This is a genomic window from Kosakonia pseudosacchari, from assembly GCF_015167415.1.
In the GTDB taxonomy this organism is placed as follows: Bacteria; Pseudomonadota; Gammaproteobacteria; order Enterobacterales; family Enterobacteriaceae; genus Kosakonia; species Kosakonia pseudosacchari.
Genome location: NZ_CP063425.1, coordinates 3,055,226 through 3,070,272 on the forward strand (window position 1 = coordinate 3,055,226; position 15,047 = coordinate 3,070,272).

Annotated in this window: 15 protein-coding genes and 1 other annotated feature; of the genes, 10 read left to right on the plus strand and 5 right to left on the minus strand. The window is 51.7% G+C overall.

Annotated features, from left to right (window positions below; all coding sequences use genetic code 11):
* Positions 1-140 precede the first annotated feature (140 nt).
* On the minus strand, positions 141-968 hold the full coding sequence (locus IP581_RS14470; protein ID WP_193820695.1) for an SDR family oxidoreductase: 828 nt from the start codon (positions 966-968) through the stop codon (positions 141-143).
* A 175-nt stretch (positions 969-1,143) separates the two neighbouring features.
* On the opposite strand from IP581_RS14470, the gene hisL reads away from it, so the two are divergent.
* The 9 genes from hisL (at position 1,144) to hisIE (ending at position 8,348) form a co-directional block, all read left to right on the plus strand.
* Positions 1,144-1,194, plus strand: coding sequence for a his operon leader peptide (gene hisL, locus IP581_RS14475; RefSeq protein ID WP_001364200.1), 51 nt, complete (start codon positions 1,144-1,146; stop codon positions 1,192-1,194).
* Positions 1,170-1,292 (plus strand) — a sequence feature (His leader region). Its footprint overlaps the gene before it by 25 nt.
* 35 nt (positions 1,293-1,327) lie before the next feature.
* Entirely contained in the window at positions 1,328-2,227 is a 900-nt protein-coding gene (gene hisG, locus IP581_RS14480) for an ATP phosphoribosyltransferase (RefSeq protein WP_086873109.1), read from the plus strand.
* 4 nt (positions 2,228-2,231) lie between these two features.
* The gene (gene hisD / locus IP581_RS14485; protein WP_193820696.1) at positions 2,232-3,536 is read left to right on the plus strand and encodes a histidinol dehydrogenase; all 1,305 of its coding nucleotides are present in this window, start codon (positions 2,232-2,234) and stop codon (positions 3,534-3,536) included.
* Positions 3,533-4,594, plus strand: a complete 1,062-nt coding sequence (gene hisC, locus IP581_RS14490) for a histidinol-phosphate transaminase (RefSeq protein ID WP_193820697.1) — start codon at positions 3,533-3,535, stop codon at positions 4,592-4,594. Before hisD ends, hisC begins: the two co-directional genes overlap by 4 nt.
* Positions 4,591-5,658, plus strand: coding sequence for a bifunctional histidinol-phosphatase/imidazoleglycerol-phosphate dehydratase HisB (gene hisB, locus IP581_RS14495; protein WP_193820698.1), 1,068 nt, complete (start codon positions 4,591-4,593; stop codon positions 5,656-5,658). Before hisC ends, hisB begins: the two co-directional genes overlap by 4 nt.
* Positions 5,658-6,248: an imidazole glycerol phosphate synthase subunit HisH gene (hisH, locus tag IP581_RS14500; RefSeq protein WP_193820699.1), complete on the plus strand. Its 591-nt coding sequence runs from the start codon at positions 5,658-5,660 to the stop codon at positions 6,246-6,248. Before hisB ends, hisH begins: the two co-directional genes overlap by 1 nt.
* A complete protein-coding gene (gene hisA / locus IP581_RS14505; RefSeq protein ID WP_086873114.1) occupies positions 6,248-6,985 on the plus strand; it encodes a 1-(5-phosphoribosyl)-5-[(5-phosphoribosylamino)methylideneamino]imidazole-4-carboxamide isomerase in 738 nt (245 codons plus the stop codon). Before hisH ends, hisA begins: the two co-directional genes overlap by 1 nt.
* Entirely contained in the window at positions 6,967-7,743 is a 777-nt protein-coding gene (hisF, locus tag IP581_RS14510) for an imidazole glycerol phosphate synthase subunit HisF (RefSeq protein ID WP_193820700.1), read from the plus strand. Before hisA ends, hisF begins: the two co-directional genes overlap by 19 nt.
* Complete coding sequence (gene hisIE / locus IP581_RS14515) at positions 7,737-8,348, plus strand: bifunctional phosphoribosyl-AMP cyclohydrolase/phosphoribosyl-ATP diphosphatase HisIE (RefSeq protein ID WP_193820701.1); 612 nt, start codon at positions 7,737-7,739, stop codon at positions 8,346-8,348. The genes hisF and hisIE overlap by 7 nt, the downstream gene beginning before the upstream one ends.
* Positions 8,349-8,388: 40 nt before the next feature.
* Here hisIE and wzzB read toward each other — a convergent pair whose 3' ends face one another.
* A complete protein-coding gene (wzzB, locus tag IP581_RS14520) occupies positions 8,389-9,372 on the minus strand; it encodes an LPS O-antigen chain length determinant protein WzzB (protein ID WP_193820702.1) in 984 nt (327 codons plus the stop codon).
* A gap of 204 nt (positions 9,373-9,576) precedes the next feature.
* Here wzzB and IP581_RS14525 point away from each other — a divergent pair, with 204 nt between their 5' ends.
* On the plus strand, positions 9,577-10,581 hold the full coding sequence (locus IP581_RS14525) for an NAD-dependent epimerase (protein ID WP_193820703.1): 1,005 nt from the start codon (positions 9,577-9,579) through the stop codon (positions 10,579-10,581).
* A 42-nt stretch (positions 10,582-10,623) separates the two neighbouring features.
* Here IP581_RS14525 and ugd read toward each other — a convergent pair whose 3' ends face one another.
* The 3 genes from ugd to IP581_RS14540 all read right to left on the minus strand — a co-directional run bounded on the left by ugd (position 10,624) and on the right by IP581_RS14540 (position 15,043).
* Entirely contained in the window at positions 10,624-11,790 is a 1,167-nt protein-coding gene (gene ugd / locus IP581_RS14530) for a UDP-glucose 6-dehydrogenase (RefSeq protein ID WP_193820704.1), read from the minus strand.
* A 267-nt stretch (positions 11,791-12,057) separates the two neighbouring features.
* A complete protein-coding gene (gene gndA, locus IP581_RS14535) occupies positions 12,058-13,464 on the minus strand; it encodes an NADP-dependent phosphogluconate dehydrogenase (protein ID WP_097399463.1) in 1,407 nt (468 codons plus the stop codon).
* A 142-nt stretch (positions 13,465-13,606) separates the two neighbouring features.
* On the minus strand, positions 13,607-15,043 hold the full coding sequence (locus IP581_RS14540) for an undecaprenyl-phosphate galactose phosphotransferase (protein ID WP_193820705.1): 1,437 nt from the start codon (positions 15,041-15,043) through the stop codon (positions 13,607-13,609).
* Between the last annotated feature and the right edge of the window lie 4 nt (positions 15,044-15,047).

Genomic DNA, 15,047 nt, shown 5'->3' on the forward strand with positions numbered 1-15,047 from the left:
CAGCGGCGTATTTTGCACCATCCTGAAGCACGATGACAATACGGTATGGCCTCTCCTGCACTGTTTATGCAACTAAGTGCCTGAATTTTAGGCTATCGCTGAATTATTAAACATTTTAATAGCACTAATTGCTAAAGAAATCACGTCAGCGGCATCTGAGCCGGATCCGGATAAAGATAGTCAAACCCCAGCTCATTGCAAATACGGCTGCCGTCTATGATTTTTCCCTTCTCATCATCGCTGCGGGATGCAGTAAAGGTGGGCGGTGCCAGGCCAAGCTGTCGCGCCATTGCCGGGTAGAAACTTTCGCGCGAAGGATGCCCCGGCGCGCAGAGATTATAGATGTGTCCGCCTTTCGGTGCCTGCAGTAACAAAGTAATCGCGGCGATGACATCTTCAAGATGCACCAGGTTTACGCCATGCTGGCCGTTAGGCGCGGTTTTTCCGGCCAGGAAACGTCCCGGATGGCGCGCCGGTCCCACCAGCCCAGCCAGACGTAAAATATCCACCGATGTGCCGGGCAAATTGTGCAGCCAGTCTTCCAGTTCTTTCAGCACCCGTCCGCTTGCGGTGACGGGCTGGCGCGGCGTGTTTTCTTTGATGATGCCGGGTGCATCACCATAAACAGAAGTGGAACTGGTAAAAATAATACGCGGTATGCGATAAGCCAGCGCGCTGTCGACAATCTCCTGCATAGCCTGTAGATAGAACTCTTCGCCAGGGCCGCTGCGGCGCGCCGGGAGGGTGATAACTAACGCATCTACCTGCATCAGCGCATCCAGATCATCCGATTCGCAGACTAATTCTGGTTCAAGGTTGAGCACATAACTTTCGATGCCGCACATGCGCGCCGCCTCGACGCCATCCTGGCTGGTTTTACTGCCGATAACTTGCCAGCCTCGCGCGGTTAATGACAGTGCCAGCGGCATTCCCAGCCATCCTAATCCGATAATCGCGACCTTTTTCATGCCTCTCCCCTGCACTCTCGCTTCCACCTGTTTAAGGCTACGCCAGCCAGTGATAACTGACAATTCATAGAACGAATATGAAATGATTTAATGATAAAAAAAAGCCCTTGCCTTCGGCGACCAAAGTGGTTTACGTTAACTGACAACTTATGAATAACCATTCATCGAGAATTTTATGACCCGCGTTCAATTTAAACACCACCATCATCACCATCATCCTGACTAGTCTTTCAGGCGATGTGTGCTGGAAGACGTTTGGATCTTCCAGTGGTGCATGAACGCAGAGAAAGCCCCCGGAAGATCTTCTTCCGGGGGCTTTTTTTTGAACCAAATTCAGCAGGATAAAAGAGGACAACAGAATGTTAGACAACTCGCGTTTACGCATAGCTATTCAGAAATCCGGCCGCCTGAGCGAAGATTCACGCGAACTCCTGGCCCGCTGCGGGATTAAAATTAACCTGCACACCCAGCGCCTGATCGCCCTGGCGGAAAATATGCCGATTGATATTCTGCGCGTACGCGATGATGACATTCCAGGCCTTGTGATGGACGGTGTCGTTGATTTGGGCATCATCGGCGAAAACGTACTGGAAGAAGAGTTGCTGACCCGCCGTGCGCAGGGTGAAGATCCGCGCTATTTCACCCTGCGTCGCCTCGATTTTGGCGGTTGCCGCCTGTCGCTGGCAACCCCGGTCGATGAAAGCTGGAACGGGCCGCAAGCGCTGGACGGCAAACGGATCGCCACCTCTTACCCGCACCTGTTAAAACGTTATCTCGATCAGAAAGGCGTCTCTTTTAAATCTTGTCTGTTAAATGGTTCTGTTGAGGTCGCCCCGCGTGCGGGCCTGGCGGATGCGATTTGCGATCTGGTTTCGACCGGCGCGACGCTCGAAGCTAATGGCCTGCGCGAAGTGGAAGTGATTTACCGCTCTAAAGCCTGCCTGATTCAGCGCGATGGTGAAATGACCGACGCCAAGCAGCAACTTATCGATAAACTGCTGACCCGTATTCAGGGTGTTATTCAGGCGCGCGAATCGAAATACATCATGATGCACGCGCCAAGCGAGCGTCTGGAAGAGGTCATCGCCCTGCTGCCTGGCGCTGAACGCCCCACGATCCTGCCGCTGGCGGGCGATCAACAGCGTGTGGCAATGCACATGGTCAGCAGCGAAACCCTGTTCTGGGAAACCATGGAAAAACTGAAGGCGCTGGGAGCAAGTTCCATTCTGGTGCTGCCGATTGAGAAGATGATGGAGTAAAGCCATGAGCTTCAATACCGTAATCGACTGGAACCGCTGTAGCGAAGCGGAGCAACGCGACTTGCTGATGCGCCCGGCTATCTCTGCTTCTGATAGCATCACGCGTACCGTGGTTGAGATCCTCGACACTGTCAAAGCGCGCGGAGATAACGCCCTGCGTGAATACAGCGCCAGGTTTGACAAAACTCAGGTCGACGCGCTGAAAGTCACCGAACAGGAAATCGCGGATGCCAGCGCACGTCTGGGTGACGACATCAAGCAAGCGATGGCCTTGGCGGTGAAAAATATCGACACCTTCCACACCGCGCAAAAGCTGCAAACGGTAGATGTTGAAACCCTGCCAGGCGTGCGTTGCCAGCAGGTTACCCGCCCTATCGCCTCAGTGGGTCTGTATATTCCCGGCGGCTCCGCGCCGCTGTTTTCAACCGTATTAATGCTGGCCACACCGGCGCGTATTGCCGGTTGCCAGAAAGTGGTGCTCTGCTCACCGCCGCCGATTGCCGATGAAATTCTCTATGCCGCTAAGCTTTGCGGCGTGCAGGCGATCTTCAAAGTCGGTGGCGCGCAGGCCATTGCCGCGCTGGCATTTGGCACCGAATCGATCGCGAAGGTCGACAAAATTTTTGGTCCAGGAAATGCCTTTGTGACCGAAGCCAAACGCCAGGTCAGCCAGCGTCTGGACGGCGCGGCAATCGATATGCCCGCCGGCCCTTCCGAAGTGCTGGTGATTGCTGATAGCGGCGCAACGCCGGATTTTGTTGCCTCTGATCTGCTTTCGCAGGCGGAACACGGCCCGGACTCACAGGTGATCCTGCTGACGCCGGACAGCGAAATGGCGACCCGTGTGGCCGAGGCGGTTGAACGCCAGCTCGCGGAATTGCCGCGCGCGGAAACCGCTCGCCAGGCACTCTCTGCCAGCCGCCTGATTGTGGCGCGCGATTTAGCGCAATGCGTGGCGATTTCCAACCAATACGGGCCGGAGCACCTGATTATTCAGACTCGTGACGCCCGTTCGCTGGTGGAGAGCATCACCAGCGCGGGCTCGGTGTTTCTCGGTGACTGGTCACCGGAATCCGCAGGCGACTATGCCTCCGGCACCAACCATGTGCTGCCGACTTACGGTTACACCGCCACCTGTTCCAGCCTGGGTCTGGCAGATTTCCAGAAACGTATGACGGTGCAGGAACTCTCCCGCGACGGTTTCGCGCGGCTTGCAAGCACCATCGAAACGCTGGCGGCGGCAGAACGCCTGACCGCGCACAAAAACGCCGTCACGTTGCGCGTTAACGCGCTAAAGGAGCAAGCATGAGCATTGAAGAACTGGCGCGTAAAAACGTGCGCGAACTGACGCCCTATCAGTCGGCTCGCCGTCTTGGCGGTAAAGGCGACGTCTGGCTGAATGCCAATGAATTCCCGACAGCGGTTCCTTTTGAACTGACGCAGCAAACATTAAATCGTTACCCGGAGTGCCAGCCGCAAGCGGTGATCGAAAATTATGCACAATATGCGGGCGTAAAACCGGAGCAGGTACTGGTCAGCCGTGGCGCAGATGAAGGGATTGAACTGCTAATCCGCGCGTTTTGTGAACCAGGTAAAGACGCGGTGCTGTTTTGCCCGCCGACCTACGGCATGTATAGCGTCAGCGCCGAGACGCTGGGCGTGGAGTACCGTACCGTGCCCGCGCTGGCTGACTGGCAACTGGATCTGCAAGGCATCGCCGACAAACTCGATGGTGTCAAAATTATTTATGTTTGCAGCCCGAATAACCCCACCGGGCAGATTATCAATCCGCAAGATTTTCGCGTCTTGCTCGAAATGACGCGCGGCAAAGCCATTGTTGTGGCGGATGAGGCTTATATTGAGTTTTGCCCGCAGGCCACGCTGGCGGGCTGGCTCAGTGAATACCCGAATCTGGTGGTACTGCGCACACTCTCCAAAGCGTTTGCGCTGGCAGGCCTGCGTTGCGGCTTTACGCTTGCAAATGAAGACGTTATCGCGCTGTTGTTAAAAGTGATTGCCCCCTATCCGCTCTCTACACCGGTGGCGGATATTGCCGCGCAAGCGCTCAGCCCGCAGGGTATTGTCGCGATGCGCGAGCGGGTGGCGCAAATTCTGGTTGAACGTCAGTATCTGGTTACCGCACTGCAGGATATTCCTTGTGTGGAGCAGGTGTTCGACTCGGAGACTAACTATATTCTCGTGCGTCTGACTGCCTCCAGCGCAGTATTTAAATCATTGTGGGATCAAGGCATTATCCTGAGAGACCAGAACAAACAACCTTCTTTAAGCGGCTGCCTGCGCATCACCATTGGCACCCGTGCAGAGAGCCAGCGCGTCATTGACGCCTTACGTGCGGAGCCAGTATGAGCCAGAAGTACCTGTTTATTGACCGTGACGGAACCCTGATTTCCGAGCCGCCTTCCGATTATCAGGTGGATAAATTCGAAAAACTGGAATTCGAGCCAGACGTCATCCCGGTATTGCTGAAACTGCAAAAAGCCGGTTACAAGCTGGTGATGATCACCAACCAGGACGGTCTGGGCACCAGCAGCTTCCCGCAGGCGGATTTCGATGGCCCGCACAACTTGATGATGCAGGCTTTTACCTCGCAAGGCGTTGAATTCGAAGAGGTACTGATTTGCCCGCATTTTCCTGGCGATGAGTGCGACTGCCGTAAGCCAAAAGTGAAGCTGGTGGAACGCTGGCTGGCAGAAGGCGCGCTTGATCGCGCCGCCAGTTATGTTATTGGCGACCGCGCTACCGATATTGAGCTGGCAAATAATATGTCGATTGGCGGCCTGCGTTATCACCCCGAAACATTGAACTGGGCAATGATTGGTGAACAACTGACGCGCCGTGACCGGTATGCGCACGTTGAGCGCAATACCAAAGAGACGCAGATTGATGTCAAAGTGTGGCTGGATCGCGAAGGCGGCAGCAAGATCCACACCGGCGTCGGTTTCTTCGACCATATGCTTGATCAAATCGCCACTCATGGAGGTTTCCGCATGGAAATCACCGTTAAGGGCGATCTCTATATTGACGATCACCACACGGTAGAAGATACCGGACTGGCGCTGGGTGAAGCGCTAAAACTGGCGCTTGGCGATAAGCGTGGTATCAACCGTTTTGGCTTTGTGTTACCGATGGACGAGTGCCTGGCTCGCTGTGCGCTGGACATTTCCGGCCGTCCACACCTCGAATATAAAGCCGAGTTCGCCTACCAGCGCGTGGGGGATTTGAGCACCGAAATGGTCGAGCATTTCTTCCGCTCGCTCTCTTACACCATGGCCGTGACGCTGCATCTCAAAACCAAAGGCAAAAACGACCACCACCGCGTGGAAAGTTTATTTAAAGCATTTGGCCGCACGCTGCGCCAGGCGATCCGCGTGGAAGGCGATACGCTCCCCTCATCAAAAGGAGTGCTGTGATGAATGTGGTGATCCTCGATACCGGCTGCGCCAACCTGAATTCGGTGAAATCCGCCGTCTCGCGCCACGGTTACGAGCCGCAAGTCAGTCGCGACCCGGATGTGGTGCTGCGCGCGGACAAACTGTTTTTACCCGGTGTCGGAACGGCGCAGGCAGCCATGGATCAGCTGCGCGAGCGCGAGCTGATCGAACTGGTGAAAGCCTGCACGCAGCCGGTACTTGGCATCTGCCTGGGAATGCAACTGCTTGGGCGTTTTAGCGAAGAGACCCACGGCGTCGATTTGTTGGGCATCATCGAACAGGATGTGCCGAAGATGAAAGACGTTGGCCTGCCGCTGCCGCATATGGGCTGGAACCAGGTTTACGCAAAAGCCGGGAACCGCCTGTTCCAGGGCATCGAGGACGGCGCTTACTTCTACTTTGTGCACAGCTACGCCATGCCGGTGAATGAGTACACCATTGCCCGCTGTGATTACGGCGAACCGTTTACCGCCGCCGTGCAGAAAGACAATTTCTACGGTGTGCAGTTTCACCCGGAACGCTCCGGCCGCGCGGGTGCGCAACTGCTGAAAAACTTCCTGGAGATGTGATGATTATTCCGGCTTTAGACTTAATTGACGGCACCGTCGTACGTCTTCATCAGGGCGACTACGCTCAGCAGCGCGATTATGGCAACGACCCACTGCCGCGCTTGCGGGATTATGCCGCGCAGGGCGCGCAAGTGTTGCACCTCGTCGATTTAACCGGCGCGAAAGATCCGGCGAAACGCCAGATCCCATTGCTGAAAACGCTGGTTGCCGGGGTTAAGGTTCCGGTACAGGTTGGCGGCGGAGTGCGCACGGAAGAGGATGTCGCCGCCCTGCTCGCTGCCGGTGTTGCCCGCGTGGTCATCGGCTCGACGGCGGTAAAATCGCCTGAGATAGTGAAAGGCTGGTTTGCACGCTTTGGCGCAGACAAACTGGTGCTGGCGCTGGATGTGCGTATTGATGAACAGGGCACTAAGCAGGTCGCGGTGAGCGGCTGGCAGGAGAACTCCGGTGTGACGCTGGAAGCCCTGGTGGAAACCTATCTGGCCGTTGGGCTGAAACATGTGCTGTGTACCGATATTTCCCGCGACGGTACGCTCGCGGGCTCGAACGTTTCCCTGTATGAAGAGATTTGTGCCCGCTGGCCGCAGGTAGCGTTTCAGTCTTCCGGCGGCATCGGCGGTTTAAATGATATAGCCGCGCTGCGCGGTACGGGCGTGCGCGGCGTGATTGTCGGACGGGCGCTGCTGGAAGGTAAATTCACGGTGAAGGAGGCCATTCAATGCTGGCAAAACGGATAATCCCTTGTCTTGACGTGCGTGATGGCCAGGTGGTGAAAGGCGTGCAGTTTCGTAATCACGAAATTATTGGCGACATTGTACCGCTGGCAAAACGCTACGCCGCAGAAGGCGCGGACGAGCTGGTGTTCTACGATATCACCGCCTCAAGCGATGGCCGCGTGGTGGATAAGAGCTGGGTGTCACGCGTGGCTGAAGTAATTGATATTCCTTTCTGTGTAGCGGGTGGGATTAAGTCTGCTGACGATGCGGCGAAAATTCTCTCGTTCGGCGCAGATAAAATTTCGATTAACTCCCCGGCGCTGGCCGATCCTGAGCTCATCACACGGCTGGCCGATCGCTTTGGCGTGCAGTGCATTGTTGTCGGTATCGACACCTGGTTTGACGCTGAAACGGGTAAATATCACGTTAATCAATACACCGGTGATGAGAACCGTACCCGGGTCACGCAATGGGAAACGCTGGACTGGGTGCAGGAAGTGCAAAAGCGCGGCGCCGGAGAAATCGTACTCAACATGATGAACCAGGATGGCGTGCGCAATGGCTACGATCTTGAACAACTGAAGAAAGTGCGCGCGGTATGCCACGTACCGCTGATTGCTTCTGGTGGCGCGGGCACTATGGAACATTTCCTGGAAGCCTTCCGCGATGCGAACGTTGATGGCGCGCTGGCGGCTTCCGTGTTTCACAAGCAGATTATCAATATTGGTGAATTAAAAACGTACCTGGCAGACCAGGGCGTGGAGATCAGGGTATGTTAACAGAGCAACAACTGGCCCAACTGGACTGGGAAAAAACCGACGGACTGCTGCCCGCTGTGGTGCAACATGCGGTTTCCGGCGAAGTGCTGATGCTGGGTTACATGAACAAAGAAGCGCTGGCAAAAACGCAGGAAAGCGGCAAAGTCACTTTTTTCTCCCGCACTAAAGGGCGCCTGTGGACCAAAGGTGAAACTTCAGGCCACTTCCTTAATGTGGTGAAAATAGCCCCAGATTGCGACAACGACACGTTGCTGATTCTTGTTAATCCTATCGGCCCAACCTGCCACACGGGAACATCCAGTTGCTTTGGCGATACCAGTCACCAATGGTTGTTCCTCTACCAGTTAGAAGAGCTGCTCGCCGCGCGTAAAACCGCCGACCCGGCAAGTTCTTACACCGCCAAACTCTACGCCAGCGGTACTAAACGTATTGCGCAGAAAGTGGGGGAAGAAGGTGTAGAAACCGCGCTGGCGGCAACCGTAAACGACCGAGAAGAGTTGACTAACGAAGCTTCTGATCTGATGTATCACCTGCTGGTACTGCTGCAGGATCAACAGTTAGACCTGACTACAGTGATTGAGAATTTACGCAAGCGGCATAAATAGTAGACGTAAAAAAACCGGGCGCTGCCCGGTTTTTTTGTGCTTATGCTTTCGATTGATGATTTCGGAAGGCGTTACGTGTCAGCACGAAACCTGACCCCAGGATACCGCCGAGTAAAATTGCCAGTACCAGAGTAATTACCTTACGCGGGCTATCGCGGCGGATAGGCAAAGTTGGTTTCATTACATAGCGATACGCATGAATATTCTGAGGCTTTACGACTATGCTCTGGATATCTAATAGATTTTGCCGAGTTTTATAGTAATCATCAGAGAAAATCAGCGGACGGGAAGATTCATTTTTCACCATTGATTCCAGTGCCGTACTGCCGAGCAGAAACATAGTGTCCTGAGACACGTTTTCTGTTTGTTGCACTTGTGGCGATTTGACACCAGACTCTTTAGCCACCGAGAGCGCCTGAATAATCTGTTTGATGCGCAAATTCTTTTGTTCCTGCGCCACTTTTTCCTGCGTCGCCAATGATGCTACTAAATTTGTTGTTTGAGATTTAATATTGGTCTTTAAATCATCTACCAATTCTCTGGCGATTTGCTGGTCGACTTTTTCAATATATTCTGCCAGCTTCCGCTGTGCATCTTGAGCACTTGCTCCGACATAAGCCAGCTTAAGGGGTAATGGCTGTCCCTGTACTGCTGCGCTAATTGTCAGCTCTTCAGGTTTTTCCTGATTCTTAAGAGCTTCCGCGAGAGCAGAAAAAGCCGCGTTGAAACGCCCAATCACGCGCTGTTGGATATCAGTGATATCAAACCGTGGATCATTGATTATTACACTCATCGCATTTGAGTAACCAGCAATCTGCCCGGCATCCGGAGCGCTGATCACCGCGGTCGACGTCCATTTTTCTTTGGCGATGCTTACATAGACGCCAGCAACAATAACAGCGAAAAGAATAAATAAAGCTACAATCCGCTTACCACTCCAGACTTGAGATAAAACATCTAACAAATCAATCTGTTCTGAATCATCGCTCTGTCTGGCTGGCAAACTTTGTTTTTCGTATGTCATAGCAACCTTAAATGAGAAGCGCAAAGAGAATTATAGAGCGCGAGTTTAGCGGTTCGTTATTTTTTTTCTATAGGACTACGTGTAATTAAGATTTACCAGACACTATTTAAGAATTATGACCGCGTTTATAACTGATAGCGATTGCCGGTCTGGGATCATACAATAGACAGATTGTATGTTTTTAGATGTTAGAAAGGATGAGCTATGAAATTTCTGGTTACTGGCGCCGCCGGGTTTATCGGCTATCACGTTAGTGAACGTTTGTTGAAAGCGGGCCACCAGGTTGTGGGTATTGATAACCTGAATGATTACTACGATGTCAACCTGAAACAGGCGCGCCTGGATCTCCTGGCCTCTCCCGATTTCCATTTTCATAAAATCGATCTCGCCGACCGCGAAGGGATGGCGCAGCTGTTTGCGCGTGAGAAATTTGACCGCGTGATTCATCTCGCTGCACAAGCAGGTGTCCGCTACTCGCTGGAAAACCCGCATGTTTATGCCGAATCAAATCTGATTGGTCATCTGAACGTTCTTGAAGGCTGCCGCCATCATAAAGTGCAGCACCTGCTGTATGCATCCTCCAGCTCCGTTTACGGGTTAAACCGTAAGATGCCGTTCTCAACCGACGATTCGGTTGACCACCCGGTATCGCTCTACGCAGCAACGAAAAAAGCCAATGAACTGATGTCGCATACCTATTCGCATCTCTATGGCCTGCCAACCACCGGCCTGCGTTTCTTTACGGTATATGGCCCGTGGGGTCGCCCGGACATGGCGCTGTTTAAGTTCACCAAAGCGATGCTGGAAGGCAAGAGCATAGATGTGTACAACTACGGCAAGATGAAGCGCGACTTCACCTATATTGACGATATTGTGGAAGCGATTATCCGTATGCAGGATGTGATCCCGCAGCCGGATGTAAACTGGACCGTCGAAAGCGGCTCACCGGCGACCAGTTCCGCGCCTTACCATGTTTATAACATTGGCAACAGTTCCCCGGTTGAGTTGATGGATTACATCACGGCACTGGAAGAAGCATTAGGGATTGAAGCGCAGAAAAATATGATGCCGATCCAGCCTGGCGACGTGCTGGAGACGAGCGCAGATACCCAACCACTGTATGCTGTAACAGGTTTTAAGCCTCAGACATCGGTCAAAGACGGCGTGAAGCGCTTTGTTGACTGGTACAGAGATTTTTATAAGGTGTAAAAAAACGGCCCTGACGGGCCGTTTTACTTTCTGCAATAACAATTAGTCATTACCGAATAAATCGCGGGTATAAACTTTGTCTTCCACATCCGCCAGCTCTTGCGCCATACGGTTGGAGATAATGACATCCGCTTCCTTTTTGAACGCGTCCAGATCGCGTACCACGCGGGAGTGGAAGAATTCGTCTTCCTGCATCACCGGTTCATAAATGATGACCTGCACGCCCTTCGCCTTAATTCGCTTCATGATGCCCTGAATCGAAGAGGCGCGGAAGTTATCGGAACCGCTCTTCATGATCAAACGATAAACGCCCACTACCTTCGGTTTACGCGCCAGGATGGAATCTGCAATAAAGTCTTTGCGTGTACGGTTAGCATCAACAATCGCCGAAATAATATTATTCGGTACCGACTGGTAGTTGGCCAGCAGTTGTTTGGTATCTTTCGGCAAGCAGTAGCCACCGTAGCCAAACGACGGGTTGTTGTAATGATTGCCAATACGCGGATCAAGGCATACGCCTTCGATAATTTGACGGCTGTTCAACCCCAGGCTTTCTGCATAGCTATCCAGTTCGTTGAAGTACGCCACGCGCATCGCCAGATAAGTGTTAGCGAACAGTTTAATCGCTTCGGCTTCCGTGGAGTCAGTGAACAGCACGCGAATATCTTTTTTGATAGCGCCTTCCTGCAGCAACGCAGCAAAACGCTCGGCACGTTCGGAGCGTTCGCCGATAACGATACGCGACGGGTGCAGGTTATCGTACAGCGCTTTACCTTCGCGCAGGAATTCCGGTGAAAAGATAACGTTATCAATGCCGTATTTTTCACGGATGGATTGGGTAAAGCCCACCGGAATGGTGGATTTAATGATCATCACAGCTTGCGGGTTGATCTCATGAACATCGCGGATCACTGATTCCACGCTGCTGGTGTTGAAGTAGTTCGTTTTCGGATCGTAATCCGTCGGCGTGGCAATGATGACGAAATCTGCGCCGCGATAGGCGTCGAGTTTGTCCGTCGTCGCGCGGAAGTTCAGCGGCTTATTCTGCAAATACTCCTGGATCTCCTTATCGACAATGGGAGAGATCTTCTGATTAAGCATATCTACTTTGGACTGAACGATATCCAGCGCCACCACTTCATGGTTCTGCGCAATCAGAATCCCGTTTGATAGTCCAACGTAACCTGTTCCGGAGATTGTTATTTTCATTCGATAAGCAACTTTTGTGAGTGTATGAAACCGGAGATGACGATCCCGTCGCCACCCGCTTAATATCAATAACTGTTGGGGTTTTTACCTCTTCTGTTGAGGGACTGTCAAGGCGACAATCTGCCGCCAACAGCGACGTTTATGTATGGTTTAGCGGCCAATAATCGACAAAATGAATATGACTGCCCGAAAAAACGGCGGTTAAGACGAAAAAAAAGCCCGGTTTTAGCAACCGGGCCTGAGTAAACCAGATGGGTGATTATCAGATTAATCCAGCCACTCGGTATGGAACACGCCGTCTTTATCGGTGCGCTTATACGTGTGCGCGCCGAAATAATCACGCTGAGCCTGGATCAGGTTCGCTGGCAGCACCGCAGAACGGTAGCTGTCATAGTACGCCACCGCTGCCGAGAAGGTCGGTACCGGAATACCATTCTGCACGGCATAAGCCACTACATCACGCAGCGCCTGCTGGTAGTCATCCGCAATTTTCTTGAAGTACGGTGCCAGCAGCAGGTTTGCAATAGCCGGGGTCTCGGCATAAGCATCAGTGATTTTCTGCAGGAACTGCGCACGAATGATACAGCCAGCGCGGAAGATCTTGGCGATTTCGCCGTAATTCAGATCCCAGTTGTGCTCGTCAGAAGCAGCACGCAATTGAGAGAAGCCCTGTGCATAGGAAACAATTTTACCGAGGTAAAGCGCACGACGTACTTTCTCGATAAATTCAGCTTTATCACCCGCCGGTTTCGCCTGCGGACCGGAAAGCACCTTAGACGCGGCAACACGCTGCTCTTTCAGGGAAGAGATATAGCGCGCAAACACGGATTCGGTAATCAGCGACAGCGGCTCGCCGAGATCCAGCGAACTTTGGCTTGTCCATTTGCCGGTGCCTTTATTCGCCGCTTCGTCGAGGATCACATCAACCAGATATTTACCTTCTTCATCTTTTTTGGTGAAGATATCTTTGGTGATATCGATAAGATAGCTGCTCAGCTCGCCGGCGTTCCACTCACTGAAGGTTTTCGCCAGCTCTTCATTAGAGAGATTCAGGCCGCCTTTCAACAACGCATACGCTTCAGCGATTAGCTGCATATCGCCATATTCGATGCCGTTGTGCACCATTTTAACGTAGTGGCCCGCGCCGTCCGGACCAATATATGTCACGCAAGGTTCGCCATCTTCCGCCACTGCAGCAATTTTGGTCAGGATCGGAGCAACCAGGTCATAGGCTTCTTTTTGACCGCCAGGCATAATTGATGGGCCTTTCAGCGCGCCTTCTTCACCACCGGAAACGCCGGTGCCGATGAAGTTGAAACCTTCTTCAGAAAGTTCGCGATTACGGCGAATGGTGTCCTGGAAGAAAGTATTGCCGCCATCAATAATGATGTCGCCCTTATCGAGATATGGCTTGAGGGAGTCGATAGCAGCATCGGTGCCTGCCCCCGCTTTAACCATCAACAGGATGCGGCGCGGGGTTTCCAAGGATTCGACAAATTCTTGTACGGTGTAGTAAGGAACTAGCTTTTTGCCCGGGTTTTCGGCAATCACTTCTTCGGTTTTTTCGCGGGAGCGGTTGAAAACTGAAACGGTGTAGCCACGGCTCTCAATGTTGAGCGCCAGGTTGCGCCCCATCACAGCCATACCAACAACGCCGATTTGTTGCTTGGACATTACATACTCCTGTCAGGTGTAGATACCCTGCCTCACATACCAATGGCAGGTAAAAGTGAATCATATGTTAACTCAGGTTTGAAACCAGAAGGTAGCAATTGATGTTGCTTAAGTTAGAACGCGGTCGAGACTAATTCAGCGCTTAATACGCACCATCTCTGTGCAAAACGACCCTAACAGTTTTGAACAGGATAGCTATGTCATTCCAGAGTGACCAATTTTTAACATACCAGGAGTCAAAATAGACACGTGTGTCGTAATCGACATTATTGCGCCCACTCACCTGCCACAATCCTGTCATCCCCGGTTTAGCCATTAAATAATAATCAACGTTTTCATCATAACGGCTGAGCTCCTCCGAAATGATTGGTCGCGGACCAACAAGACTCATCTGCCCTTTGAGAACGTTAAAAAGTTGCGGCAATTCATCAAGACTGGTTTTTCGAATAAACCGACCAACCGGAGTAATTCGTGGATCATGCTTAAGCTTAAAATCACGATCCCACTCTTCCCTGGCTGCAGGATTCGAATCCAGCAATTTTTGTAAAACCTCCTGCGAATTCATCACCATTGAGCGGAACTTATAGCAAGGGAAAAGTTTACCGTGGCGGCCAACTCGCATATGACCATAAATTGCCGGACCACCATCGCGTGTGACTTTATACCAAAGATAAAGGAGCAGTGGCGACGAAATGGTAATAATGAATAATGAACAAACGATATCAAATGTCCGCTTCAGGAAACGGGAAGTGCGTTTTGCTAGATTATTATGAATCCTCAACAACATAACTTCGTGACTAAATATAAAGGACATATCTGTGTTGTAAAGCGGTAGCCCCCGCAAAGAAGGAATAACGGTGACAGAGCGACAATCCTTCTTCGACAACTCACGTAGCCAGTTGATAGTCTTATCACTGTTTTCCATTTCAAATGCCACAATAAAATGGATATCGCCCGTTTTCTTCAGTTCCCAGAGAATATTGGGATCCTTAAGTACCGGGTAACCCTGCAACGTCGTCTCTGTAGATTCCTCGTCGTAAAATGCAACGACATCAAAGCCAAGCATTTCCTCACTCTGGAGCGCATGGTAAGCCTCAATCGCATTATTCCCACAGCCCATGATGATGGTTTTTTTCTTCCAGATTCCCAGACGATTCAAAAGATGTTTAGTCATGGCTCTGAAAAATGGCAATAAAACTAACGCAAAGGACCAACAAAAAACCCATACATAACGGGAAAATTGCCATTTTGAAAACGCAACCAAGGCCAGGTCAAACACAGCGAAGATGACAATAGTGCGGATAATTTCCTTCAACTCAAACCAGAAAGGTTTACGATAAGAGTAATGCCGCAACCGGACCCAAAACCATGCCACGCAAATAAATCCAAGAATGGCATGAGAAATAATACGCACCTTTAACTGTGTATCTGGGATAAAGCGATAGAGATCATTAAATATCCAGTAAACACAGCCAATTGAGAGCGCCAGTGATAAATTAAAAAATATAAAGTCCGACATGGCGAGAAAAATTCTGCACAGTAGTGGATTATATTTATTCAAAAAATTATCGTTATCCATGTCT

Bases quoted from the DNA above. Each gene is read 5' to 3' on its own strand.
- IP581_RS14470 (WP_193820695.1), bottom strand. From the start codon at position 968: ATGAAAAAGGTCGCGATTATCGGATTAGGATGGCTGGGAATGCCGCTG.
- hisG (WP_086873109.1), top strand. From the start codon at position 1,328: ATGTTAGACAACTCGCGTTTACGCATAGCTATTCAGAAATCCGGCCGC.
- hisD (WP_193820696.1), top strand. From the start codon at position 2,232: ATGAGCTTCAATACCGTAATCGACTGGAACCGCTGTAGCGAAGCGGAG.
- hisC (WP_193820697.1), top strand. From the start codon at position 3,533: ATGAGCATTGAAGAACTGGCGCGTAAAAACGTGCGCGAACTGACGCCC.
- hisB (WP_193820698.1), top strand. From the start codon at position 4,591: ATGAGCCAGAAGTACCTGTTTATTGACCGTGACGGAACCCTGATTTCC.
- hisH (WP_193820699.1), top strand. From the start codon at position 5,658: ATGAATGTGGTGATCCTCGATACCGGCTGCGCCAACCTGAATTCGGTG.
- hisA (WP_086873114.1), top strand. From the start codon at position 6,248: ATGATTATTCCGGCTTTAGACTTAATTGACGGCACCGTCGTACGTCTT.
- hisF (WP_193820700.1), top strand. From the start codon at position 6,967: ATGCTGGCAAAACGGATAATCCCTTGTCTTGACGTGCGTGATGGCCAG.
- hisIE (WP_193820701.1), top strand. From the start codon at position 7,737: ATGTTAACAGAGCAACAACTGGCCCAACTGGACTGGGAAAAAACCGAC.
- wzzB (WP_193820702.1), bottom strand. From the start codon at position 9,372: ATGACATACGAAAAACAAAGTTTGCCAGCCAGACAGAGCGATGATTCA.
- IP581_RS14525 (WP_193820703.1), top strand. From the start codon at position 9,577: ATGAAATTTCTGGTTACTGGCGCCGCCGGGTTTATCGGCTATCACGTT.
- ugd (WP_193820704.1), bottom strand. From the start codon at position 11,790: ATGAAAATAACAATCTCCGGAACAGGTTACGTTGGACTATCAAACGGG.
- gndA (WP_097399463.1), bottom strand. From the start codon at position 13,464: ATGTCCAAGCAACAAATCGGCGTTGTTGGTATGGCTGTGATGGGGCGC.
- IP581_RS14540 (WP_193820705.1), bottom strand. From the start codon at position 15,043: ATGGATAACGATAATTTTTTGAATAAATATAATCCACTACTGTGCAGA.